The organism is Dyadobacter koreensis, from assembly GCF_900108855.1.
Classification (GTDB): domain Bacteria; phylum Bacteroidota; class Bacteroidia; order Cytophagales; family Spirosomataceae; genus Dyadobacter; species Dyadobacter koreensis.
Genome location: NZ_FNXY01000004.1, coordinates 270,652 through 297,068, shown reverse-complemented (window position 1 = coordinate 297,068; position 26,417 = coordinate 270,652). Strand labels below are relative to the sequence as shown.

General features: G+C 42.3%; 17 protein-coding genes. 5 read left to right on the top strand and 12 right to left on the bottom strand.

Going from position 1 to position 26,417, the window contains the following annotated elements; genetic code table 11:
• Positions 1 to 9: 9 nt before the first annotated feature.
• From BMY70_RS13490 to BMY70_RS13445, 10 genes are all read right to left on the bottom strand, one after another.
• A complete protein-coding gene (locus BMY70_RS13490; protein ID WP_229209603.1) occupies positions 10 to 3,462 on the bottom strand; it encodes a SusC/RagA family TonB-linked outer membrane protein in 3,453 nt (1,150 codons plus the stop codon).
• Between the two features lie 224 nt (positions 3,463 to 3,686).
• Positions 3,687 to 4,769, bottom strand: coding sequence for a FecR family protein (locus BMY70_RS13485; RefSeq protein ID WP_090335720.1), 1,083 nt, complete (start codon positions 4,767 to 4,769; stop codon positions 3,687 to 3,689).
• A gap of 181 nt (positions 4,770 to 4,950) precedes the next feature.
• Positions 4,951 to 5,565 (bottom strand): RNA polymerase sigma factor, encoded by a 615-nt coding sequence (locus BMY70_RS13480; protein ID WP_090335719.1) that lies wholly within the window; start codon positions 5,563 to 5,565, stop codon positions 4,951 to 4,953.
• Positions 5,566 to 5,735: 170 nt separating this feature from the next.
• Complete coding sequence (locus BMY70_RS13475) at positions 5,736 to 7,730, bottom strand: plastocyanin/azurin family copper-binding protein (RefSeq protein WP_090335718.1); 1,995 nt, start codon at positions 7,728 to 7,730, stop codon at positions 5,736 to 5,738.
• Positions 7,731 to 7,768: 38 nt separating this feature from the next.
• A complete protein-coding gene (locus BMY70_RS13470) occupies positions 7,769 to 9,493 on the bottom strand; it encodes a 3-keto-alpha-glucoside-1,2-lyase-like domain-containing protein (protein WP_090335717.1) in 1,725 nt (574 codons plus the stop codon).
• 175 nt (positions 9,494 to 9,668) lie between these two features.
• The gene (locus BMY70_RS13465) at positions 9,669 to 10,070 is read right to left on the bottom strand and encodes a hypothetical protein (protein WP_090335716.1); all 402 of its coding nucleotides are present in this window, start codon (positions 10,068 to 10,070) and stop codon (positions 9,669 to 9,671) included.
• A 254-nt stretch (positions 10,071 to 10,324) separates the two neighbouring features.
• Positions 10,325 to 11,206: a carbohydrate kinase family protein gene (locus BMY70_RS13460; RefSeq protein WP_090335715.1), complete on the bottom strand. Its 882-nt coding sequence runs from the start codon at positions 11,204 to 11,206 to the stop codon at positions 10,325 to 10,327.
• Positions 11,207 to 11,220: 14 nt separating this feature from the next.
• On the bottom strand, positions 11,221 to 12,543 hold the full coding sequence (locus BMY70_RS13455; protein WP_090335714.1) for a sugar porter family MFS transporter: 1,323 nt from the start codon (positions 12,541 to 12,543) through the stop codon (positions 11,221 to 11,223).
• Positions 12,544 to 12,809: 266 nt separating this feature from the next.
• Positions 12,810 to 15,515, bottom strand: a complete 2,706-nt coding sequence (locus BMY70_RS13450; protein WP_229209602.1) for a hybrid sensor histidine kinase/response regulator transcription factor — start codon at positions 15,513 to 15,515, stop codon at positions 12,810 to 12,812.
• An 81-nt stretch (positions 15,516 to 15,596) separates the two neighbouring features.
• Entirely contained in the window at positions 15,597 to 15,980 is a 384-nt protein-coding gene (locus BMY70_RS13445; protein WP_090335713.1) for a hypothetical protein, read from the bottom strand.
• 124 nt (positions 15,981 to 16,104) lie between these two features.
• On the opposite strand from BMY70_RS13445, the gene BMY70_RS13440 reads away from it, so the two are divergent.
• Together BMY70_RS13440 and BMY70_RS13435 are read left to right on the top strand one after the other, a co-directional pair.
• Positions 16,105 to 17,013: a LysR family transcriptional regulator gene (locus BMY70_RS13440; protein WP_090336487.1), complete on the top strand. Its 909-nt coding sequence runs from the start codon at positions 16,105 to 16,107 to the stop codon at positions 17,011 to 17,013.
• 71 nt (positions 17,014 to 17,084) lie between these two features.
• Positions 17,085 to 18,278, top strand: a complete 1,194-nt coding sequence (locus BMY70_RS13435) for a threonine synthase (RefSeq protein WP_090335712.1) — start codon at positions 17,085 to 17,087, stop codon at positions 18,276 to 18,278.
• 96 nt (positions 18,279 to 18,374) lie between these two features.
• Here BMY70_RS13435 and polA read toward each other — a convergent pair whose 3' ends face one another.
• Positions 18,375 to 21,251, bottom strand: a complete 2,877-nt coding sequence (polA, locus tag BMY70_RS13430; protein ID WP_090335711.1) for a DNA polymerase I — start codon at positions 21,249 to 21,251, stop codon at positions 18,375 to 18,377.
• A gap of 89 nt (positions 21,252 to 21,340) precedes the next feature.
• On the opposite strand from polA, the gene BMY70_RS30895 reads away from it, so the two are divergent.
• From BMY70_RS30895 to BMY70_RS13415, 3 genes are all read left to right on the top strand, one after another.
• Entirely contained in the window at positions 21,341 to 21,958 is a 618-nt protein-coding gene (locus BMY70_RS30895; RefSeq protein ID WP_090335710.1) for a collagen-like triple helix repeat-containing protein, read from the top strand.
• 218 nt (positions 21,959 to 22,176) lie between these two features.
• Positions 22,177 to 24,192 (top strand): S9 family peptidase, encoded by a 2,016-nt coding sequence (locus BMY70_RS13420; RefSeq protein ID WP_090336485.1) that lies wholly within the window; start codon positions 22,177 to 22,179, stop codon positions 24,190 to 24,192.
• A gap of 223 nt (positions 24,193 to 24,415) precedes the next feature.
• Positions 24,416 to 25,801 (top strand): Dyp-type peroxidase, encoded by a 1,386-nt coding sequence (locus BMY70_RS13415; RefSeq protein ID WP_090335709.1) that lies wholly within the window; start codon positions 24,416 to 24,418, stop codon positions 25,799 to 25,801.
• Positions 25,802 to 25,862: 61 nt separating this feature from the next.
• Here the strand turns inward: BMY70_RS13415 and BMY70_RS13410 are convergent, their stop codons facing one another.
• Entirely contained in the window at positions 25,863 to 26,408 is a 546-nt protein-coding gene (locus tag BMY70_RS13410) for an NADPH-dependent FMN reductase (protein ID WP_090335708.1), read from the bottom strand.
• Between the last annotated feature and the right edge of the window lie 9 nt (positions 26,409 to 26,417).

Here is a 26,417-nt window from a genome sequence, read left to right as displayed (position 1 = left end):
ATTAAAAAGTTATAGCTTGATATTCAGGTTGATTCCATAACTTCTTGTGGTTGGAAGCGTATGCGTCTCGATTCCTTGCAGATTATCAGAAGAAGAAACCTGAGCCTCCGGATCCAGGTTGTCGATGTGTTTCTTGATCAGCCATACATTGTTAACCATCGCAGAAATGTTCAGGCCTTTGATAAAGGATTTGTTCACAAAACGGGACAAATCATAACCAACGGAAAGGGTTCTCCAACGGATGAAGTTTCCGTTATAGATAAATGGTGTCGCGATGTTGGTACTGCGGTAAGCGGTATAAAACTGCTGTGCTTCAACTCTTTTGTCGTTAGGACTTCCGTCAGCATTTACGGCGTCTAACAAAACTCCGCCTTCACGTCCAACAAGCGATGGTTTGGATAGGCCCTCACGTAAAAAGTTAAGATTTGAGTTTGACATGATTTTGTAGCCGGCCTTGAAATCAACCTGTGTAGATATACGGAAACCCTTAACGTTGATGGTGTTCATCCATGCACCAACCCATTTTGGAATTGCGCTTCCGAAGGTTGTCAGGTTACCTTGCTGTGGCAAACCGCCAGCGGTAATAATTCTTCCCTGATCATCCCGTTTGTAGTCAAAACCGCGAAGAGAAGCCAGGGGCTTACCAACTTCGTGAGAAACGATACCAAAAAATTCACCCTGGCCCACATCGAAACGCGGTTGTTCCTGAGCTAGTTCAATTACTTTACTGATGTTATAACTTGCGTTAAAACTGGTTTCCCATGAGATGTTATCAGCCCTTACCGGAACGACAGTTAAAAGAAATTCAATCCCTTTATTTTGTAGTTTACCAATGTTGACCTTCGTGCCGGAAAATCCTGATGTATTTGAAACACTTACGTTGAGAATTTCGTCAACTGTGTTTTTGCGGTAAACCGACATATCCAGGTTAAGTCTGCTATCAAATGTTCTGAATTCAAGACCCATCTCGATCTCCTTCACTTTCAATGGACGAAGATTGGCATTAGGACTGATATTGCTGGAAATATTTCCAAGCGCTACGCCGTTAAACGGGTTCGCGTTGATTGCGTAGTAAAGATTGTTTGAGTAAGGATCTGTATCACCTCCAACTTCCGCATAAGCAGCACGAAGCTTGCCGTAGTTTAACCAGGTTGGCAGTTGTGCGAACGCCTGACTGAATACAAAACTACCGCTGACAGAAGGGTATAGGTAACTGTTAGATTCCGGATTAAGTGTTGAAAACCAGTCGTTTCTCCCAGTTACGTTCAAATACAAGAAGTTTTTGAAGGATAATTCAGCAGAACCATAAATCGAGTTTACTTTCTTTTTGCTGTAACTGTAATTCGGGCTTTTTACCTGACCGTTTCCTATGGTATACAAGTCACGAACATAGAAGTTAGTAACAGCAGTTGAGACATTGTCGCTTACCTGAAGCAACTGATTCCCACCAAGCGTCACATCGATTCCAAAATCACCGAAAGTTTTGTTTGCTCCGATCAGGATGTCCATGTTCCGCTCCCGGAAAGTAGAGATATCCTGATAGTAGTAACCATTGAAGCCAGTTGTTACTGCGCCGATCGAACGTGTTCCCGTTGGACGGTTGTAGTTATAAGGACGGGTGTAATAATCCTGCCCGATACGTCCCTGAATGTAAAGCCATTTTGTGAATTCGTAACGCACGGAAGTGTTTCCAAAAATACGGTCACGTCTTACATTTTCAAAACGGTCGTATGCAACCCAGTACGGATTATTTCTGTTAGTAAAACGAGACAACGGCATTTCATTTCCGTTCACATCCTTTCGGTTTTTCAGCCAGTTTGCGTTAATACTTGTAGCTAACGTGTAGATAGTTGTATTGGCGTTCATATCCTGAATCCCGATCTGGGGAGGATTCTTGTTGTATTCGTTTGAATAGTTTGCGTTTAACTGAACGGACAGCTTATCGGTAAATTTATAATTCAAACCGAGGTTGAAAATCTTCTTATGATAGTCAGAATTTGGTATGATGGCATTGGCATCTGTATTGGCAAACGACAAACGGAAATTTCCTTTTTCATTTCCTCCTGAAAGCGCAACCGAATTTGTAAAACTTGTTCCGGTGCGGTAAAAATCCCGGATGCGGTTTTTGTTTGGAGAGTAGGGTTGCATGGATCCGTCAAACTGTGGTGCCATGGCTCCGTCCATTTTCTCTCCAAATGCAAATACACCAGAGCTTTGTGCCTCGGCAACCGTTGTTTGTCTTTTTCCAAATTCCCCCTGGCCATATTCGTATTGAAAATCTGTGTAGTCAAGTGCCTGCTGCCCCTGGAAATTTGAATTGATCTCAACACCAATTCCTGCGCTTTTACTACCTGTTTTTGTGGTAATTATAATCGCACCATCTTTTGCACGAAAACCGTATAGGGCCGCAGCGGCTGCGCCTTTCAAGACGGTCATCGATTCGATGTCGTCCTGATTAATACTTTGCAGACCATCACCTGCATCCGAAGATCCTCCCGTTGGGTTACCAGTTGAGTTTCCGGAAGAGCCCCCTGCCGATACACTTGTATTATTGATAGGAACTCCGTTTACAATGATAAGAGGGGAGTTGTTCCCACCAAATGAAGACTGACCGCGGATACGGATTTTTGTAGATCCACCAGGACCGCTAGCCGGAGGTGATACGTTAAGCCCGGCCACTTTTCCTTGTAAACTGTTTCCAAGGTTTGTTGTGCGGTTGTTGGTAATTTCTTCTGTGTTTACCGTGGCTGTCGAATATCCTAATTTTTTAGCATCGCGTTTGATACCCAATGCGGTAACCACAACCACCTCCAGATTTCTTACGTCCGGTTTCAGGGCAATATCTACTGTCGAGCGGTTGCCAACAGGGATTTCTTCCGGTATGTAGCCAACATAAGAAAAAATCAGGATTGCATTGTCGTCGGGAACGCTTAGCTGATACGTACCTTCAGTATTTGTGGCAGTTCCTGTTTTCGAACCTTTCAAAACTACGCTGACACCCGGCAAAGGTTCACCTTTTTCATCTGAAACCTTACCAGTAATCGTTCTTTCGATGGTCGAAGTTCCTGCTGATTCGGTACTCAAACTGCTTGGCATGTTGACACCTTTTACAAGTATTACCTGCTTGCCTTCCAACTTGTAACCCAGGTTCATCGGTCGTAAAAGTTCATCCAGAACGTCAGAAAGAGGTTTTTCAATAGCCTTGATTGTAACTTTTCTTTGCGTATTGATGACGGCAGAGCTGTAGGTAAAACGGATCTGAGTCAGCTTGTTCAACTTGGTCAGGACACTTTTCATATCCTGGTTATTTACTTCAATCGTTACTTTCTGGTTCAATATTTCCTGAGCATCGACAACTGTTGCGGAAGCGATGGTTGAAAAGATATATGCCAGCAATAATTGGTAGATTGATATTTTCATGAGACTATACATAAGCCGAAGCAAGTGTCGGTTTTTTTTCATAGTTTTGATTGTTTTGTTCAGTATTCGTGAAAAAAATAGGACAAAAAATCCCCTTACATCTTTTAAAGATGATGCTGAAAAGCCTCGGGGAAGCAGGGAGTCAGTGGTGGCGCAATCATCACTGACTCTTGAATAAAATAGGATAGTCGAAATTTAATTCATAGGCATTTTTGGAGGTTGATTGATCCTGGTACTGGGTTTTGATTATAAAAGTCTGGTTGAATTCAGCGCAAACATCCTTTACTATTGATGATAATCTGGCCATCCACAACTTCATAGGTGGCACCGATAGCCTGGCAAATTGCATTCATCCGTTGTTTCAGGTTTTCTTCCTTAAAAATGGTACTGACCGGACAGCCACTCAGCGTTTCTTTATCAAAAACAATCTCGATTCCGTACATTTCTCCTAACGTCCGAAGCACTTCGGTAACCGGCTGATCGTCAAAGATTAATTCCTGGCTCGTCGTTGAAAGTGTCAACATATCAGGATTTTCAACGATACCTTTTTCGAGTCGGTTATCTTTTCTGTTAAACACAACCTGCTGGTTTGGGCTAAGAATAACGCCGGCTACCTCGCGGTCATCCTTGCTTGATAACGTTTCGTAATCCTTCTCCGGATAAACGGAAACTTTGCCGGTTTTAACAACGACCATAACCGTATTCTCTCCGTCCATAGCCTTAACCAAAAAGCTGGTACCCAGTACTTTCGTTACTGTTTCATTCGCGAAAACCAAAAAAGGTTTTGTTGGATTTTTCGTGACGTCAAAAAATGCTTCACCTTTCAGATAGACCTGACGAGTATCTCCTTCAAACTTTTTCGGAAAGGTTATACTTCCTCCTTTCAGCAATGTCGCCACACTTCCGTCACTTAAAAGCACTGTCATCTCTTTGCCGGAGCTGTTTGTCTTGGTGATCAATTTTGAATCCACAACCGCGACAGTTTTTTCGGTAATACGATTTGAGTAATAGTACAAGCTAAAACCGGAAGCCAGTAGCAAGACTGCCGCCGCCCGCCAGATCGGGTTGCGAAATACAGAAATTCGTTTTATATTCTTGCTGGCTTCTGCCATTTCAACCAGTGTGTTTATTTCCTGCGATACATACGCGTCTGATAAATCATCTTTGTAACGTTGATGAACGGTTAACAACAATTCGGTTGCCTGACTGATCACGCTAAGTTTGTCCTGGTTCTGATGCAACCAGTTATCCCAGAACAAAACCGTTTCATCAGAAGGTTCAAGAACCCACTGACGAAACTTCTCGTCCCTGGCAAACTCCTCAACGGTGTACTTACGGTAGTCAATCATAAAATTTTACAATAAATATTTTTCAGGTTTAGGATTTTGTTGTGTAAATAATACAATAGAAAATTTACATTTCACCATTTTTCATGGTCTTGTATAGTATGTCACAGTTTTGGTCTGGGATAACCAAAAAAATGAAAATATTTTTTGAAATAATACTATAAAATAGAATTGGTGTTGGTAATCAGCAAAGTACGATCAGAAGAAGGCCCCAAAAAAATTCAGCAGGCATCCATATTTCTTTGATTTCCTTGATGGTACGATAGAGAAGGTTGGCAACACTCTGGCGGCCAAGGTTCATAATCTGGGAGATATCCTCGTTTTCAAGATTTTGGTAAAAACGTAGATAAATGATCTCCTGCTGGCGTTTGGAAAGGTGGGAAACGATTGTGTTTAATCGTTTGATCTGGTGTTTCAGGTGCTCATTTTGAATAATGAGTGACTCGACCGAAAGGTCGCTCTCATCAGCATCGAAGAACAACTCCTTCGGTTCTTTAAAGCGCTTCAGACGTACGCTTTCTTTGATAAGCTTATGACGTAAGGCTTTAAGAAGATAAGATTTGACGAAGGCAGTTTCCGATAAAAATGTCCGTCGTTCCCATAATTCGAGGTATAATTCCTGGATGCAGTCACGAATAAATTCCGGGTCCGAGGAGAATTTTGTAGCATAGTTATACAAAGCACGATAGTGCATTTGCGATAACTCTCCGAAAGCCGCGGCGTCACCAGACTTAAATTTAAGCCATAAACCGACGTTGATATCAGATGAATTGGAGGATATGTCTACTGCATTATTCAATTTTAAAAGATATATATTGTTTAAATAAATCAGTAAATTATCATATTAAAGAGTGGGTGCTTCTTTATCTCCTTTATTTTTTTACTATTTAAAATTATTATTTGAAATGAGTCTGGAAGATAGCAAGCATATTAAAACAGCCCGTAATCTATTTACGGGCTGTTCTGATATTACCTTACAACTTTTAATTTTCCCTGCATTAAGGTATAATGTCCTGGAAATGTACACAGGTACTGGTAGGTACCAGGTGTTTTTGGAGCAATAAAATAAATTGATTCAGATTTTTCAGGCTCAACAATGTTGGTATGGAATAGGACTGCGTCTGATTTTGGTACGTAGTTCATTTCTGTTCCCTTCAATCCCAGATTTAAACCTGCTTCTCCGACTGCGTTTGCAGTTCCAGGTTTCGTTATCACAAGGTTATGAAGCATGTCATCGTTGTTGTTCAGGTTAATTCGGATACGGCTTCCTGCTTTTACCTGGATTTCTGAAATGTCAAATTTTAAACCCGGAACTGTTCCGATGTTGATCACCTGATCCGGTCCGCTTGTCCATGACGCCGGCATTTCAGTTACGCGTTTTGCCGAGTTTGTCTCAGTTGCCTTTGAATCTGATGCAACTGCTGCATGGGTGCTGTGATCCATCGCTGGCTTCGTGCTGGCTGTGTATTGAGATGCGGTCAAAGCCGAGCCGCCTGCAATTTCATTCAGGGTGTAATATCCATAGTTATGCAAAAGGGATAAACCCTCTTTTGACTGAACGCCTTCCGCCTTTACTTCGTGTATATAACCTTTTCTCAACGTAGCAGGATCAAGAACGATACGTGCGCGCAATCCATCTTCTGATACTGAAATTCCTTTTATTACCAGCTCATTCGCGTTGATGATCGGGCTCCCGTAAATGTGGTGGTACTTGTATGTGAAACTGTTAACCTTATAAGAATCAGATTTCGAAGCTGTGGCCTTGTCAACCGGTGAGGTAAATGTTACTTCAAATCCGTCTGGCATTGAGTGGATGGTTTTCATTTCGAAAGGCGTTTGCCCCGTCCAGACTAATCGCTGAATCCCGAAATCCTCTTTTCCCGTTGCAGACCATCCACGGCTGGTTTGTCCAACAAACATAGAGCCGTCAAGGCCCCATACCATACGGATAATACCCGACTCAAAACCTTCACGGAATGGAAAACACGCGCCCTGATAGACACCATTTACTTTTTCCATATCCACACGCATAATCTTACTATGACCCTGGTCGCCGACGAAAAGCTGCCCCTGGAAAGGGCCAAAAGCTCCGGCTGTTGTATCTTCTTTAAAGTCTGAAGTAGAAATACCCATCAAAGTATGAGGAAACCACACTGCCGGCGGCTTTATTCCCGGTACTTTTTTGGCCACATCATAAAGCGGTTCACCAGTATCAGGTATATCTTCCGGTTTTAATTTTACGGGAGAACCAGGCTCGCTGCTCCAGCGAAGTCCTGCAACGTTTCCTGCAAAGTCACCTTTTTCCAAATGTGTCATACGACCGGAACCGACCCAGTCTCCCTGATTTTCAGTATAAAAAATGTCTCCTTTATATGAGCCAAATCCGGCAGGCGAGCGAAGGCCCGTTGCATAGGGTGTTAACGATCCGTCTTCACCCAATTTTAACATCCAGCCTCTCCATTTCGATTGACTTGCCCCGCGTCCAACCCAGTCAAGGTTAAGCGTTACAAGCATTTCGCCATTCGGCATGGGTATAGGCCCGTAAGAGTACTGATGATAGTTTCCGGATAAGGGCCACTGTGCGAATGAATCATATACGTCTGCCACACCATCATTATCGGTATCAACCAGGCGCGTAACCTCTCCGCGTTGTGAAAGCAAAATGTCTTTTCCTCGGTAAAATAACCCAAGCGGTTCGTGAAGACCTGATGCAAAACGGTGGAAAGTTGGTTGGCCGTCACCTTTCATATAAGGATTGCCTATCATCCAGACCTCTCCACGGCGGGTTGAAGTCGCAAGTCGGCCATCGGGTAAAACCGCCATTCCGCCCACTTCCATCTGGATCGTTTTGGGAATCGGCATGGTGATGATACGATAATAATCATCTTCTGTTTTTGCCTTGTTTTGCGCCTGGGCAGCCAGACAGCCAAGAGAAAGCAAACTGGTTATTACTATATTTTTCATTTACTTATAATATAAATTTTTATAAAAAAGATCAAAGTTTACCAGAACATTGAATAACTCGCTGAACCGGAAACAGGCAGGAGCAATTCCTGATTATCTCCGGAAGTTCTAAGTACAACTTTTGCCTTTTTATCAATCTGAATATAATACCGGTTATCTACCTGATACAATCCTTTTTCTACCAGCTGAATATTTTTGCCGGAAGCAAGCAAGGAGTAAAGTGATCCTGACGGATTTCCTTTTACCTCGATAGTACGGTTGATTGCGTCTGTTGAGGAAGTAATGTGGTCACTCACGGTTGCGGATGCGACAGCGTAACGAATGGACGGGAAACCTTGCGGATCAAGTGAGTATCCCTGATACTTTACGTTGGCTGAGTCCGGCCATACAGACTTTTCATTTTCCAACACTGCGATACTGCTTTTCCCGGAAACCGGAACTTTTAAACCGGCTGGTTCAAGCAACTGGGGCTCACCGCGTTCGTACCACATTTCTGTGACGTTGGCGAACTGTCCTCTCCAAGCCTGAAGCAATGCTCCGCGGTTCAAATCCATTGTGTAGCTCCATCCTGTCGGGCTTCCGACGGAAAGACAATGCGTGCGTTTGTATTTTTCGCCCGGCAAAAGAATGAAAGAGCGAACCATTTCAGGACGCAATTCAGGCGTTACACCGATATAAGGTTTTGGCTCAGGCTCAGGCAAGGACGAAAGAATATGAAGATCATACTGGCGAATTCCCGGTTTCTGAACACGAAGCCCCAATGCAGGCTGACGCCATGGGAAACGTGAATAATGTATTTTGAAACGGTGCGTTCCTTTTGTCAGATTCACGGAACCTGAATGAGATTCCTGAGAAGTGCTTTCTCCACTTGTTACAACTGTTTTTCCATCGATATCCAGTGTGAAAATCGGACCGGAATAAATAGTCGTGAAAACGTAATCACCATCTTCCTCTGCATTCATCTCTCCTTCGTATACCAAATGGAATTCGCGCATGCCATTCGTAACTTCCTGCGTAAGGGCTGCCGTTTTATCTTCTTTTTCAAGTTTCGAATATTCCTTCGCATCCCATTTATCTGAATAGAGCTTGTAGGTCAGATTGGCGAGCGTCAGAGGTTTACGATCGTTCAACAGCTGATATCCGATATTACGAAAAGCGATTGTTCCTTTCGTAACTTCCAGACCAAGTGACTGAGCCTCTGTGATAGACTTGGAAAGTGGCAAATAAACACTTTCCAAAATGATAACGTCATTCAGTTTCAAAGAATTTAAACGGGCAGAATTTTTAACCGTAGCTACCGAGGCATCATAAGCCAGTTCAACGCTCTGCCAAAGTCCGGGCGCTTTCGCTGCATTTTGTGTTGGAAACTGACCAATGAAACCGGATGTCGAAGCGCTTGGTTCCTTTTGTCTATTATCAGCCAGACGAATGCGTTTGCCACCGGGAAGGATGATGCTTCCTTCTGCTCCCGGAGAAAGCATAAATTCTGCATACATACGAAGATCCTGTGCTTTTACTTTCGTCTGTAAGGCAGCACCTGCTGTACCTATAAGCACACCCTCGCCATTTTGCGTTTTGGCAGCTTCGTTTTTTGTTGGATGAATAGAAACGTTTCCCTTGACAGCCCAATTCGAACTGCTGTTTTTGAAGGAAGTAAGGTCTTTTAAAGGTACCGGGGAATAATTTCCTTTTCCAGTCTGGGCATTCACCGCAAGCGGAAAAGCCAGTAAAAAGAGACTGAGTTTTTGAATGATCGAACGCATTTTAAATATTAAGTGTAATGTTCACATTTAAAAAGCGAAGTACGGGTTTTTTTCTACTATTGTGTTATGATTTATTATTAATTTTTTTCAGGTCAGGATTTTTCCATGATTACTTTAAAATCGGATAAATCAGAAAGCGTTAAGCGGGCACTACAATGACAATTCAAATAAGACATTATTTAAAGTAACACTGACAGCTACACATGATCAGCGATTCGCCTGTCGTCATCTCGTAATGTAAAGGTTCGCCATCAATTTCATAATCTAACAGAAGATTTTTTCCGTCTGCCGACAAAGAGCCTGAAATTATGATGGCTCTGTCAGTGATATTTTTTCCGGAAGATTCCGTGTATCGGTTATACTTTCCTTCGATGGAAAATGACTGATTTCTTTGCAGATCGAATTTCGGAAATGAAATCCATTCGCAGCATCTGCCCTCATGTTTATATCCATAATCGTCTTCCACAAAGTTTGCGCATCCGTTGTACCAGAATTTAGGAAGTGAGAAATCTGTGTCTGATTTGCAGGAGCTCGTGCACAGTAATACCGTGATTATTAACACGCAGAAACTTTTCATGAGGAGGACGTTGAGTATTTGTCCCCGAAAATACAGAATTGAAGCCTAAGTTTTAAGTGTCGAATAAAATATTTTGGAAATAATTTATTTAAACCGTTATGAAGGCTACTAACAAAGTTTCCCCAAGCTTATAAAACTCAGGGAAACAAGCATTTTTCCGGAAATATCAGTGAAGGTATCTAACTGTAACAAGTTTAAGCAGACAGCCTGAAAAGCTTTGTGAGCTTTCCGGCTGTCTTTTATTTAGTCATAGGTTAATTATTCAAAAAATGTTCGAGTTCACTTTCGGAAATTGCGGGCGTCGCTCCCTGATAAGTTGCTACCAAAGCACCCACGGCGCAAGCGTTTTTCAGCGCAGTCGAAACGGGTGATCCGGCCAGCATGTGTTTCAGGAACATGGCAAGAAAGGAATCTCCGCTACCTATTGTGTCCTGGACTTCAACAGGATATCCTTCCTGTGTTGTAAATCCGCCGGCATCAAGAACCATAGCACCGTTTGCGCCAAGTGTCAGGCAGATCATCCGAAGATTGAACCGGTCAGCCAGATATTTCATTTGTGTTTTCTGATCTGGCAAAATTCCGAACCAGCCCGCAACGATGGCGAGTTCGTGTTCATTTACTTTCACAATATCAGCTTTTGAAAGCAAGTATTCGATGGTAGGCCGGTCATAATGAGGGGGACGCAGATTAACATCAAAAACTTTCAGAGGTGCTTCTTCCAGTAATTGATAAAGAGTATCTTTGGTTTGCTGGTTTCTGACTGCGAGACTTCCATATAAAAATACGTCTGAATTTGCGACAATTTCATCCATACGCGGGTCAGGCTGAATGTAGTCCCACGCAACGGGCTGGACTATTTTATAGGCTACTTCTGTCTTATCAGTAAGATTTACCTTTACAATTCCTGTAAGATGGGTTTCTCCAATTTGAATAAAATCGGTTGATAAGCCCTGGCTGCTTAAATAATCTGTAAGTTCGACCCCCAGATCATCCGTGCCAACGCGACTGATAAAGGTTGGGTTCAGACCGAAGTTTTTTAAATGTATCGCTACATTCATAGGAGCTCCACCGGGCTGTTTGCCGGAAGGCAGCATATCCCACAACATTTCTCCAAAAATTACAATTGACGGTGTCATAATGGGGTTCAGTTTTAATGTATAACCATTGTTTTTTCAAGTCTTTCCAGAGATGTTCCTTTTGTCTCCGGCATTACACGCCATACGAAAATCAGTTGCAGAACCATCATCACCGCAAAGAATGAAAATGTAATCCCACCTCCGAGGAATTCCGCAATAATCGGAAATGAGAAAGCAACAACGGCGGCCATAAACCAATGCGTAAAACTTCCGAGTGCTTGTCCGTTTGCACGTACCTCATTTGGGAAAATCTCCGAAATAAAAACCCAGATAACTGCGCCTTGTGAAAACGCGAAAAAGGCGATATAAACAAACAGAAAAATAGGAACACCGGTAAAATCCTGAATGAAAAATGCCCGGGCCACTAAGCTGAGCGTTATTATCAGCCCGACTGAACCAATCAACATTAGTGTTCGTCTTCCAAAACGGTCTATGAAATTGATGGCCAGAAGAGTAAAAGCAAAATTGACGAAACCAATCCCGGCAGACGACAAAAATGCCGATTTGGTACCCAGTCCGGTCATTTCAAAAATACGGGGACTGTAATAAATAATGGCGTTAATTCCGGATACCTGGTTGAATATTGCGAACATAACGGCCAGGCCAACCGGAGATTTGTATTTTGCAGAAAACAGCCTGGCTTTGGGGTGTCCCTGGGCGTCTTCGGTACTCGTTAAAATATCAGAAAGTGTTTCTTCGCTTGTTTCAGGATCGATCAACTCCAGTATTTCACGTGCTTCGTCATATTTCCCCTTCTTCATGACAAGCCAGCGCGGGCTTTCGGGAACATAAAGTATGGCAAGAAGGAATACCAGCGAAGGGACAGCCTGGATACCGAGCATCCAGCGCCATGCATTTTCGCCAAGATCCTGCATAAAGTAATTGGAAAAATACGCAATTAGTATCCCGAAAACTACATTGAATTGAAACAATCCCACCATTTTTCCTCTTGATTTTGCAGGAGAAATTTCCGAAATATACATCGGAGCGGCAACGGAAGATGCGCCAACGCCAAGACCCCCCATAAAACGAAAGATCAGGAAAAGATACCAGTCATTGACAAGTGCTGAGCCCAGCGAAGAGATCAGATAAAGAATGGCGATCCAGAAAAGCGTTTGTTTTCTCCCTAGCCTGTCTGCCGGAATACCGCCCAGCATAGCACCGATAACTGTTCCGATTAAGGCAATAGAAACAGTGAACCCGTGCTCAACGGCTGTTAATTTCCATAATATCTGAATTGCTTTTTCCGCGCCTGATATGACCGCAGTATCAAAGCCAAAAAGAAAGCCTCCAAGCGCCACAACGATAGACCAAACCAATACCTTACTGTTTTTCATCTGGTAATTCTGATTATTTTTTCAAAAGTACTCGAAACATTCACTGTGAATAACTAAATATTATCTCAAAAAAATTAAACTTTGATACAATGTAGTTTAATTTCTCATTTTCGTCAAAATCAACGATTTATAATAAATTCAAGGAAAAATTGTCAGGCAGGAATTTCAATTTTGTAACAGCCTGTTTTAAAAATGATACATAGAGCGATGTAACGTTTTCGAAATTCAGACTATGCGGTTAAGATATGAAACAAAACCGGAAGGATTTACGCGTTCTTGTACTCCATCGGGGTCTGATTATACTTCGCTTTGAATGCAGTTGAAAAATAAGTGGGAGAGGAAAAGCCTACGCTGTAAGCGATATCGGCGACTGTAAGATCATTACGGCGCAAGAGAAATTTCGCTTTATTCAATCTGACCTGCTGGATATATTCGTTAACACTAAATCCTAAAAGCGCCTTTACTTTTCGGTAGAGCTGGACACGTGACATACCCATATCCTTTGCGATGTCCTCCACATTTAGCGTCGAGTTTCCGTAGTGCTGCTCGATGTAAGCGGTGAATTCTGTTACAAACTTTTTGTCAAGTTTATTCGGGTTTGCGCCGGTGTTTGTCTCAACAGGAAGCTCACTTGTATAGTGCTCTCTTAAAATAGCACGGTTTTTTAGAAGTGTCCTAATGGTTTCATCTACATATTTCAAATTAAAAGGCTTGGTAATATAGGCATCCACACCCGCTTTAATTCCTTCTATTTGTTGCTCGGTTGTGTTCTTCGCCGTCAGCATAATAATAGGAATATGCGATGTGCGGAAGTCGGATTTGAGTGTCGATGCAATTTCCAGACCCTCTTTTCCCGGTAACATAATGTCACAGAGAATAAGATCCGGTATCTGCTCGAAGGCAAGTTTCAGCCCGTTATCACCATCAGCAGCCTTTATAACGAAATAATTTTCTGCAAGTTTTTGCTCCACCAGGCGACTGAGATCTACATTATCTTCGATCAATAAAACTGTTTTTTCATGATGTTTAACAGGTGCTGTGTCGAAAGTTTCAGGATACATTTCATCAGGAATTTCTTTGTTTCTCAACAGCAAAATATCATCAACAGGATCAGTATATACTTCATTTTCTTTCAAGTGATCTTTTCCTAATGGAAGCTCTATCAAAAATTTTGTTTGCTTTCCAGGATCGCTTTCTACTGAAATAGTACCATGATGTATATTGATCAGCTCTTTTGAAAGTGCCAGACCAAGCCCCGTTCCGAGCGTTTTATAACTTCCCTCACCTTGATAGAATATTTCAAAGGCATGCTGAACTTCTGACTTTGTCATCCCGATGCCATTGTCTTCAATTCTAATTTCAACTTTTTCTTGCCCCGTTGATTTTACGTAAATGTATATACGTCCCTTATCTTTGGTAAACTTGAATGCGTTGGAAAGCAAGTTGAAAATTACTTTATCCAGCATATTCACATCAAACCAGACTTTGAGCTGCGGGTCGGAAGTGATCAGTCGAAAGTCGATTTTTCTCCGGGCTGCCATTTTCTCAAATGCAGCCATGATATCGGTTAAAAATGCCACCAGGTCTTGTTCACTGGCGCGAATTTCCATTTTATGACCTTCGATCTTTCTGAAATCCATGAGCTGGTTAACCAGGCGAAGCAGACGGATTGTATTCTTTCGGATCATCCCCATTTCCTGTTTAATCAGGTTGTCTTTAATTTTACCGTTATCCAGTAAATCTTCAACAGGGGCCAGGATGAGTGTCAGAGGGGTCCTGAACTCATGCGATATGTTTGTGAAAAATTTCAGTTTCGCTTCATTTTCGATTTTAGCGTTCTCTGCCAGTTGCGAAATCTGGTCTTTCTGATCGGAAATTTCATGGTTCTGCTTTTCCAGTTTCTTATTAATTTTTCTGTTTTCACGCAACGAATAAAAAGACAGTGCTCCAAAAATCAAGGCGAGAGCAAGTGTCAGTGAAATCGCGTAAATGATTGTGGTTTGGTTTTCGGAGATACTTCTCTGCTCTTCGATTTTAGCCTGACGTCTTTCAATGTCTTGCTGCTGAGCGATCACTTTTTCATTTTGTAACTTCATAATCCTGACATTCGACGAATCAATCAATGTGCTTTGCAAGCGGTTTTCCCGCTTAAATGGTTGTTTATACAGGATATTAATGGCAGTGCGGATAGATTCCTCGCCGCCGGTGGGATAAATAATCGTAGCGTTCAGAATACCTCTCGAAACGAGGTCTATACCCTCATTTTTTCCATTCAGGCCGTCAACGCCGAGTATCTTTATTCGTTTTTCTAAACCTAATTTTTTACAGATTTCAAACGCGCTGAGCGCACGCCGATCATTTTGACAATAGATAAAATCAACTTTTTTGTCTCCCTTCAGAAGTGTTGTCAATTGGTTTTCAAAAGAGAATTTGTCCCAGTCGCCGTCAAGTTTGGCAATTAAATGGAGACCTGGGAAACCAGATATGATTTCAATAAAACCTTTATGTCTGTCTATATCTGCTGATGAACCAGGCAATTCGCTTATTTCAACTATATTTCCTTTACCTTTTAGGACAGTATTAGCATAAAGCCCTGCGGTATGCCCAACCTCAATATTTTCTGCACCAACGTAAGCGGTATAACCGTCGGACATTGTTCGTCTGTCCAGTATGATTACCGGAATTCCAGTTTGATAAGCCTTTTCAACTATTGGAGTTATTCGTTTAGCCTCATTTGGGGAAACAATCAGTAAATCAACCTTTTTTGCAATCAGCTCGTCTATCTGTTTAATTTGCTCTGAACTTTGTCCTTTGGCATCCATTATCAAAAAATCAATTTCAGGATGAAAAGACAATTCCCGATGCATATTATCCTGCATTGTTTTTCGCCAGTTGTCGGCACCCGTGCATTGTGAAAATCCGATTGTTAATTGCTTAGGCTGTTCGCGCGAACAGGCGGTTAATAAAATCAAAAGCAGACAGATTGTTAGCGCGGCAGATTTCAAATTTTTAATAATTTAGAAGAACAACAGATTGTTCAAAAGTATCATAAATTAGTCGCATCCGCAATAACATGAGGCCGTCGCGCCGCCTGCTTTTAAAGCAAATGATTCAGTCGTTCCATTGATTCTGTAATTCAGGTCCAAAGATTTTCTATCTTCTGATAACCTTCCATTCAGCGTTACGGAAAAGTCCTCAAAGCCGGAACCGTTGTAGGTGTAGAGTTTTGCAGCGGCAGAAAATGTATTATCTTTTTTGATTTTAATTTTGGGAACGACCAAATACTTACAACACATCCCGGAGAGACGATATTCTTTTTCGTACGGGGCAAAAGTCGCGCAGCCCGCCGACCAGATTTCAGATGGAGATATATCTTTTTCAGATTCGCACCCTGCGGTCAACACAGTCAGAGACAGGAAAAGAAAAATCGTTTTCATAACATCAGTTTTTTATTCATAATAAAAACAGGACAGTCTGCCATCTTAATTGGTTGGAAAACATCAGGGTTTCAGGAATAATAAACCAAAAGAAATATATTTGAACGTTTCATCTGCATCACCTATGATATCTTTCCGGCACGAAGTTTTTTTTGAAGTGGCTAATCACCTCAGTTTTACGCGGGCGAGTCAGGTTTTAAATCTTAGTCAACCTGCTATAAGCAGACATATCAAGGCATTGGAGGAACTGTATCGTACCAGTTTATTTGAACGGGTAGGCAATAGTGTTAAGCTGACAGTTCCGGGAAATTTGCTGCTCGATCATTTGCGACAGGCAAAGGAAGTTCAGATAAGGCTGGATTATGCTTTAAGTACCCAGCTGGACGAGTACAATGCCAAGGGAGAGCTCCGCCTGGGAGCCAGCACAACAGTTGCACTTTATATTATTCCTGAAATTTTGTCAGCTTTCCGCCAACGGCACCCGAATGTCAGAATTACCTTGCTTAACCGCAATTCAGAAAATGTTTTGAAAGCGCTGGGAAACAATGAAATAGATCTCGGGATTATAGAAGGTCAGACCAAGACAACGGCAGTCAGTTACCGATACTTTCTTTCGGACGAAGTTGTCGCTGTTTGTTCCCCAAAAAGCGAACTTTGTTACCGGGATTCAATCTCGCTGGAAGAATTGAAACACTATCCTGTGGCCTTACGCGAGCGGGGTTCCGGTACGCTGGATTCTGTTAAAGCTGCACTGGAAGAGGTACATATGAAACTTTCAGATCTTCGGAATAATATTTCCCTCGGTGGGACAGAAGCTTTGAAGAACTTTCTTCTGGTAGATAATTGCCTGGGTTTTCTGCCTTTGCGGTCTGTTCAGAAGGAATTGAGCGCAGGGACGTTAAAACAGGTTTTTATTGATAATTTAAATATTCGGAGACAATTTTTCTTCATCCAGCGCCATGGTTCGGAAAGCGATCCTTTTGCCCAGGCTTTTGTACGTTTCGCTTTACAGGGTCATAATGAAATGTTATAGCGTATAGTAAAAAAGCATTGGTTTTGATATGATTCAAAGCATACTTTTGGAGAAAAGTAACGCCAGAAGTCATGAAAACCACGGTCAGTTTAAACTCCCATATAGCACATCTTGAATGCGCAGTCAGTAAAGAAAAATTTGATCATAAACAGATACAGACATTTTGCGATAACGAAAAAGAAGGATGGAAAGCTCCGCTCTATGCAAAATATGATTTTTCCGACTTCGTTGATAAAAATCTTTTAAAAGAGCGCCCAGCTTCTTTGTGGCGTTATTTTGAATTTCTGCCCGTCCTTGATCCTGCAAATGTCATCACGCTAGGAGAGGGAATGACGCCTCTGTTGTCTCTTGACAATCTTGCAAAATTTACCGGTACCAGTAAATTATTATTAAAAGACGAATCCCTAAACCCAACCGGCTCTTTTAAGGCACGCGGACAGGCTGTTGCAGTGTCTAAAATGAAGGAATTAGGAATAACAAAATGTATTGTTCCAACAGCCGGAAATGCAGGTGGAGCTCTCGCAGCCTACTGTGCAAAGGCAAATATTGAAGTGACTGTCGTCATGCCGCGCCATACGCCAGAAATATTCAAGCAGGAGTGCCGGTATTTTGGTGCTGAGCTAATTTTGGTAGACGGTCTTATTAATGATTGCGGCAAACTGGTTGCCCAAATCAAGGCAGAAAAAGGATATTTTGATGTTTCCACGATGAAGGAACCGTATCGCCTGGAAGGAAAGAAAACGATGGGTTTTGAGATCGCTGAGCAGATGAACTGGACCTTACCCGATGTTATTTTCTACCCAACCGGGGGAGGTACTGGCCTAATTGGTTTGTGGAAAGCATTTCATGAAATGAAATCGGCCGGATGGATTACCGGCAAATTCCCAAAGCTTATTGCAGTTCAGACTGAGAACTGCCAGCCTATGGTTTGGTCATTCGAAGGTAAGCATGAGAATGCCTCTGCTTACCGCGCCAAACCCTCTATGGCGAACGGACTTGCCGTTCCGTCTCCCTTCGCGGAAAAACAAATTCTGGAAGTCCTTTCGGAATCAAAGGGTTTCGCCGTTTCCGTTTCGGAAGAGGAATTGCTTGATGGTGTCAAAATACTCGCCAGAAAAGAAGGTTTGTTCGTAGCACCAGAGGGAGGTGCGCTGTTGCCTGCGATGAGAAAGGCAATTGCGAATAAATGGATCAGCCCGGATGATACCATCTTGTTGCTGAATACCGGTAGCGCCTACAAATATGCGGAAAATTTGATCTGGTAAGAAACAGCTGGCTCTTTTCCTGAACCCTTCTTATTGTTACAAAAAATGTCCGGCAAACTGGCCGGACATTTCATTGGTTTGTATTCTTTTTTCCTGTTAATGCGCTTCAAGCCAGTTTGCACCGATACCAATTCCCGTTTCCATTTTAACCTGCAATGGAATCGCAGTACGCATAAGTTCGTCTACTTTTTCTTTGATCAGACTTATTTCGTCACGATGCACATCAAATACCAGTTCATCATGCACTTGCAGGATCATTCGCGAGCGCAGTTTTTCCTGTTTGATAAAATCGTGGATGTTAATCATCGCGACCTTGATCATATCTGCGGCTGAGCCCTGAATGGGAGCATTAATTGCGTTTCGTTCTGCAAAACCCCGATTGGTCTGATTTCTTGAATTAATATCGGGCAGGTATCTTCTGCGTCCTAGGATCGTTTCGACGTAATGCTGGTCGCGGGCGTCAAAAACCACTTTGTCCATGTAACGTTTTACAGCAGGGAATTCTTCAAAATATGCCTTAATAATTTCGCTTGCTTCACCACGCGGGATGGACAAACGTTGTCCTAGTCCAAACGCGGAAATACCATAAATGATACCAAAATTGACCATTTTTGCTTTTCTACGCATATCCGAAGTAACGTCGGGAAGTTCAACTTTGAAAACTTTACTCGCGGTCGTAGCGTGAATGTCGCGCCCCTGGTTAAAAGCTTCAATCATACTTGCATCTTCGCTGAAGGCCGCCATGATGCGCAATTCTATTTGAGAGTAATCTGCAGACAAAATCTGAAAATCCTCATTATCAGGGATAAATGCTTTTCTGATCTCTCTTCCGCGCGGCGTACGGATCGGAATATTTTGAAGGTTCGGATTCGTTGAACTCAAACGGCCTGTCGCTGCAACTGCTTGGTTATAAGAGGTATGTATACGCCCCGTCCGAGGACTAACCAGTGTAGGCAGGGCATCGACATAAGTTGATTTTAACTTTTGTAATTCACGATAATCAAGAATTTTGCGGGCAATTTCGAATTGACCTTCTAATTCAGACAATATCTCTTCTCCCGTCGCGTACTGGCCTGTTTTCGTTTTTTTAGGCTTATCGATCAATTTCATTTTATCGAAAAGTACCTCGCCTAACTGCTTCGGAGAGCCGATGTTGAAAGATTGTCCCGCAATCTCGAAAATCTCCGATTCTGTTTTCCGCAAATCATTTTCCAAAACCAGCGACATTTCGGCCAGAGCGTTGGAGTCAAGTCTTACGCCTGTGTTTTCCATCGAAGCGAGTACCTGAACCAGAGGCATTTCTACTTTTTCAAACAGTTTTTGCGCATTGTATTTTGGCAGTTCTTTTGCGAAAATTTTGTGAAGCTGCAATGTGATATCTGCGTCTTCCCCTGCATACTGCGTTGCCTCCGGAATAGAAACATCGCGCATGTTGCCCTGTTTTATTCCTTTTTTACCAATGAGTGAAGTAATCGAAACGGGTTCATAATTCAGATAGGTTTCGGCCAGAATGTCCATACCATGACGCTTATCCGGTTCGAGCAGATAATGGGCCAGCATTGTATCATGAAGTTTTCCTTTTACTTCGATATCGTAATTTTTAAGAACAAGAATATCATACTTGATATTCTGAGCTATCTTTTCAATGGCTTCATTTTCAAATACTTCTCTGAAATATTCTACAATTTCCTGTGCCTGCCCTTTGTCGGCAGGAATGGGGACGTAAAATGCTTCACCTGGAACGTATGAAAACGAAAGCCCGACAAGATCCGCATCAATAGTTTCCAGCGCGGTGGTTTCAGTATCGAAACAAAAAGCCGTTTGCAAGCTCAGGTATTGAGCAAGACTAGTCATGGTCTCCGGCGTATCAATGGTGTGATATCGGTGAAAAGTATTGTCTATTGTTTTCCTTGGAGTGCTGGTTATTTCTAATTCTTCCCCATCTTCACCAGACGCTTCGAAATTGGAAATATCCCGGTCTTGTTGGGTAGGAACGGCAATTTCGGCAGCAGCTGGGTTGCCAAATAAGTCGTATTGGCCTTTTTTATCGACAACTTTAAGCTGCGGAGCCGTTGGGGTTGTGGCAGGCGCATCACTTCCTAAAATTCTTTGACGAAGTGTTTTAAATTCAAGCTCATCAAAAAGAGCATTGACCTTGTCCCGGTTTGCCCCGCAAATTGTCAGATCTTCGGCGTCAAACGGTACCGGAACTTTTATATCGATTGTGGCCAGCTGCTTGCTCAGAATCGCCTGGGAGGAAAATTCCCGAACTTTTTCACCAAGTTTTCCTTTGATTTCATCAGCGTGAAGGATAAGGTTTTCAATTGTATCGTATTCAGCGATAAGCTTTTGTGCTGTTTTTTCCCCAACACCCGGAATCCCCGGAATATTATCGACAGCATCTCCCATCAAACCAAGCATATCAATTACCTGATCAATACGTTTGATCTGCCAGCGGTCTAGTACCTCATTAATCCCTAATTTCTCTGCACCCTTACCCATGAATGCGGGTTTGTATATATGTACGTGCTCCTCAACAAGCTGACCAAAATCCTTATCCGGTGTCATCATGAAAACCTCGAACCCTGCTTTTGAAGCTTCCTTAGCGATCGTTCCTATAATATCATCAGCCTCAAAACCGTCCATGATCAGGATGGGAATACACATGGCTTCAAGCAATTTTTTTACATAGGGAATCGCAACAGTGATGTCCTCGGGCTGCGCTTCACGCTGGGCCTTGTAGGCCGGATACTCAATATGTCGGAATGTGGGAGCGGAAGTATCAAAAGCTACACCAATGTGCGTCGGTTTTTCCTTTTGTAAAACTTCCAGAAGTGTGTTTGTGAAGCCAAATACAGCACTGGTATTCAGCCCTTTCGAGGTAATCCTGGGGGCTTTGATAAAAGCAAAATGAGCACGGTAAATCAACGCCATGGCGTCGAGTAAAAATAGCTTTTGGGTGGGTTTCTCCATAAGATTTTTTTGTAAACGAAAACCAAAGATAATGTAACCCGGCTTATTTTCTGGCTAACTTCTGCCTAATTCAAAGTCATTTTTTGCTTATGACCGTTCAAATCAGCATCTTCGCCTTATTTTTCAATGGAAAAACGTCAGTAAAAAGAGAAATGAACGCAATGAAAAAACAATTTACCCTAGCCATCTTGTTAATCGGTTTAGTATTTATGCAGGGTTGTAAAGGTCCGGAAGGTCCCGCGGGGCCTGCGGGAGAGGGGACGCCAGGAGCAACCGGACCCGCAGGGCCGACTGGGCCGGCAGGAAGTGCAAATGTATTTTATTCTAGCTGGGCAGCAGCCGGTACTTGGAGTAAAACGACATACAACAGCCTTTTACGTTCGTATATCGACATTGCGGCCCCAAGAATTACACAGGATGTTTTGGATAAAGGACTTGTTCTGGTTTACGCAAAAGTGAACACGTCTGACAACTATGTCCGCCAGCTTCCGGTGACGTTGAAATCTCAGTTTACAGAGGAATATATTGATTACACGCTCCAAATTAATACTTTAAGAATCTGGTCGACACCGATTGCTGCAACGGTAGAACCTTCTACGGCTTATCAGTTCCGCTATATTGTAGTTCCGGGTGGACAAGCCATTCGTATGAATTATGAAGGCCTGACTTACGAGGAAGCAAAGGTCCTGTTCAATATCAAAGATTAATGTTGGAAACCAACAAATAATTTTAAAAAACTGCCGGTTCCTTCCAGGAGCCGGCAGTTTTCTTGTCAGGCGGGGCAGTAAAAATTAAAAAACCCGAATTTTTTTAATCATTTTCGTCGTTATCTATTTTTGATATAAACTTTATTTCAGTGAGTAAAACATACAACTGGCCTGTCGCGAAGTCTCCTGTGGCAGTGCAAAAACCTTACGATACCGGAATGCATGGTGACGTGCGTATCGACGAATATTACTGGATGGCAGATTTTTTTAGCGAGGGTCCTGATCGTGAAAAAGTCGTTGAATATCTCAATGAGGAAAACGCCTATACCCAAAAGATGATGGAAGGCACAAGCCAGTTTCAAGTTGATTTGTTTGCTGAAATGAAGGGTCGAATTAAGGAAAAAGACGAGTCGGTTCCAGTGTTCAAAAATGGATATTTTTATTATACCAGAAGCGAGGAGGGACAGCAGTATTATAAATATTGCAGAAAGAAAGGAAGCCTGGATTCCGACGAAGAGATTCTTTTAGATGTCGATGCGCTCGCAAAAGATTATCCATATTATTCTGCAACGGGTTTCAATATCAGCCCCGATAATAAATTGCTTGCATATGGTGTAGATACTGTTTCCAGAAGACAATACACGATCTACATTAAAAATTTAGAAACGGGGGAAATATTTCCTGATTCGATCTTTCCAACGAGCGGAGGCTCTGTTTGGGGAAATGACAACCGTACGCTTTTCTATACTGCGACAAATCCTAAAACACTGCTAAGTGAAGAGATTAAGCGGCATACGCTTGGGCAATCGTCTGAAAATGATACCGTTGTATATAAGGAGCAAGATAACAGCAACTATATCGGAGTAGGAAAAACCAAATCAGGGAAGTATATCATGATTGCTTCTTCGGCGACAGTTTCATCTGAATATTTTATTTTGAATGCCGATTTTCCTGAGGGCAATTTTGAAGTTTTCCAACCCCGGATAAAAGATGTTATTTATGACGTCGATCACCAGAATGATAAGTTTTTAATCGTTACAAATCAGGATGCACTTAACTTCAAACTGATGGAAACGCCGCTTGAAAAAACCGGGGCTGAAAACTGGAAGGAAGTGATACCTGCGAGTGCCGATGTTTTAATCGAAGGTATCGAAGTGTTTGAAAAGTATCTTGTTGTAACTGAAAGGAAAAATGGATTGCTGCAATTGCGCATACGTAGTATTGAAGCAAACACAGAATATTATGTAGATTTTGGTGAGCCTGCATATGCCGCCTACATTGGCTCAAATCCGGAATATACCAGTGAGACGCTGCGCTACTATTATACCTCGCTGACTACGCCGGGTTCTACGTATGACTATCATATGATTTCGAAAGAGAAAGCGTTGTTGAAAAGACAGGAGGTTGTCGGTGGATACAATCCGGAGCTGTATTTGACTGAAAGGTTGTATGCAACTTCTCACGACGATTTAAAGATCCCGATTTCGCTGGTTTATAAAAAGGGAATTTCCTTGGACGGAAATGCTCCTTTGTTGTTGTATGCTTACGGATCGTATGGAAACAGTATGGATGCAGGTTTTAGTACAAACCGCCTCAGCCTGCTGGATCGTGGATTTATTTTTGCAATCGCCCATGTTCGCGGTGGACAGGAAATGGGCCGTCAGTGGTATGAAGACGGGAAATTGTTCAAGAAGAAAAATACCTTCACTGATTTTATCAGCTGTGCTGAATTTTTGATTGCTGAAAAATATACGACACCTCAGCATCTGTTTGCAGAAGGCGGAAGTGCGGGAGGGCTGCTTATGGGAGCTATCACAAATTTACGTCCCGACTTATGGCGCGGAGTTTTAGCAGATGTTCCTTTTGTAGATGTTGTAACAACAATGCTAGACGAAAATATTCCATTGACGACGAATGAGTTTGACGAGTGGGGAAATCCTAAAAACCAGGATTCTTACGAATATATGAAATCGTATTCGCCGTATGATAATGTTGAGAGAAAGGATTATCCCAATATGCTCGTTACGACTGGCTTGCACGATAGCCAGGTTCAGTATTTCGAGCCGGCGAAATGGGTCGCCAGGCTTCGCACACACAAGACTGATCAGAATGTTCTTCTTTTAAAAACGAATATGGAAGCCGGACACGGTGGCGCGTCAGGTCGTTTTGAATATCTGAAAGAGATTGCCTTACAATATGCCTTTATGTTCGCCTTGGAAGGTATAACTGAGTAGTATTTTTTATAGAACGAAGAGGGTGACTGAGATTTTAGTCACCTTTTTTTGTGTTTGATAGTTACTTAAATAATTGGTAATTAATTGCTTATGTGTGAAAATTTTGTTTGCCCGGAGGTTCTTCATCACGACTAAAGAATCAAGCTGGCAGGATTAAAGTTTTCGGGCGGAAATCCTGTTGGCCGGGCATTCTTCATAATTATCACCATAAACTTTAATCCCAATGAGATTGATCGATCAAAGAGATTTTGCGCAGAACGATTTTTTAAAAAAGTTACAGGGTAATATTTTAAAAGGTCATGGCAGAGATCACACCACGCATGTTTTTATGCATTTTAGAGTAGGTTATGAGCAGGATGCGAGAGACTGGATCAAAACTCTTGCGGCAGAAAACCTAACCAGTTTTAGACAACAGCTGAAGGAGCGTGATCTTTTTAAAAAGCATAAGACTCCCGGAAATGTATTTTGCTCATTTTATCTGACTCCCGGTGGATACAAATATCTTGGTTTCGGCGACGTAGAAGACCGGTTCGAAGATGCTGCATTTAATGCGGGAATGAAAAACAGACTGGATATAAATCAGGACCCGGATCCGCAGCAATGGGAGGAGGGGCTTGCCGGCGATATTCATGCCATGCTGCTCATTGCTGATGATGACGCTTTAAAAATGGGTAAGCTAGCGAAAGAACTTCTGGTTAAGCTGGAATTTTTTGCAGAAATAAATACGGTCGAATATGGGAGTGCCATCAGAAATGCGAATGGCGATGGTTTGGAACATTTTGGTTATGTAGACGGGATAAGTCAGCCACTATTTCTTAAAGATGAAGTAGACGATTACGTTGCGGATCATGGTATAACAGACTTGGGGACAGCACATTTTGACCCGACAGCCGATACGGATCTGGTATTGATTGAAGATCCTTATGAGGCCGGAAATAATTCTTTTGGAAGTTTTTTCGTGTTCAGAAAATTGGAACAAAACGTAAAGGAATTTAAAGAGGCTGAGAAAAATCTCGGATTGGGCGATTTAGGCGGAGCTTACATCGTGGGAAGATTTGAGGATGGTTCGCCGGTGGTTTTGACCGATGAGGAAGGAATGATAAATAGTGGAGGTTACAATAATTTTGATTACTCTTCGGACCCGAGCGGTGGAAAATGTCCTCATTTTGCACATGTAAGAAAGACGAATCCGCGACATGATTTTTTTAACGGTGACGATCATAAAAGTCACATTATGGCACGTCGGGGGATTCCGTTTGGGCACCGAAATGTCAATACAGCCCTCGATCCAATTCATGCTCAAATGCCGACTGGCGGTGTCGGTCTGCTTTTTATGAGTTACCAGCGGAGTATTGAAAATCAGTTTGAATTTATTCAAAATGCATGGTCGAATAATGCATCTTTCCCACCAATTCCGAAACCCGATGATACAGGCGTGGACATTATTATTGGGCATCCGCACGTAACGAATCCTCCACCGAGAAACTACAATTTCCCTTCGGACTACGGCGCTGACACAAGGACACCTTTGACTGTAGAGCAATTTGTTACCATGAAAGGTGGCGAATACTTTTTTGCACCAAGTATCCCTTTCCTGGAAAATTTGTAATATTTTTATAATTTAAAATGTGCCTGGCGGTAACTCAAAGTTATCACACCAGGCACTTTTATTATGACTGTTTTACTTCAATCAGATCAAGAAGATTTTCAAGGAGTTTGTTTAAAGATTCTGCCAGCTGATTATCGATAATGGTACCAGATGCGTCTAGTTTACTTTTAATATTCGGGATGGCTAATGAAGAAAATTTATTTCTTATGGTACCGAGTGCAGTGAGCGTTAAAAGGAGAGAGGTCAGCGCATTTTCACCACCTGTGTTTAATGGCGACGCGCTTATAGCAGCCGCGGGTTTTTCATTTAATTCGCCAGTTGAAACAATCCAGTCCAAAGCATTCTTCAAAACTCCGGGAATACCAAATGCATACTCGGGCGTGGAGATAATTACTCCATCCGCTGAGTCGATTTTATTGCGAAAATCAGCTACATAGCCGTTTTTTTCATCGACGTCCGGATTGAAATGAGGAAGTTTATCAAGTCCTTCATAAAGATGGATGACCACATTTTCCGGTGCGAGCCCGGCTATGGCTTTTAAGATATTGGTGTTGGAAGAATTGTTTCGCAAGCTTCCGGAAATAGCCATTATTTGTAGAGCTTTCATATTTGGTAA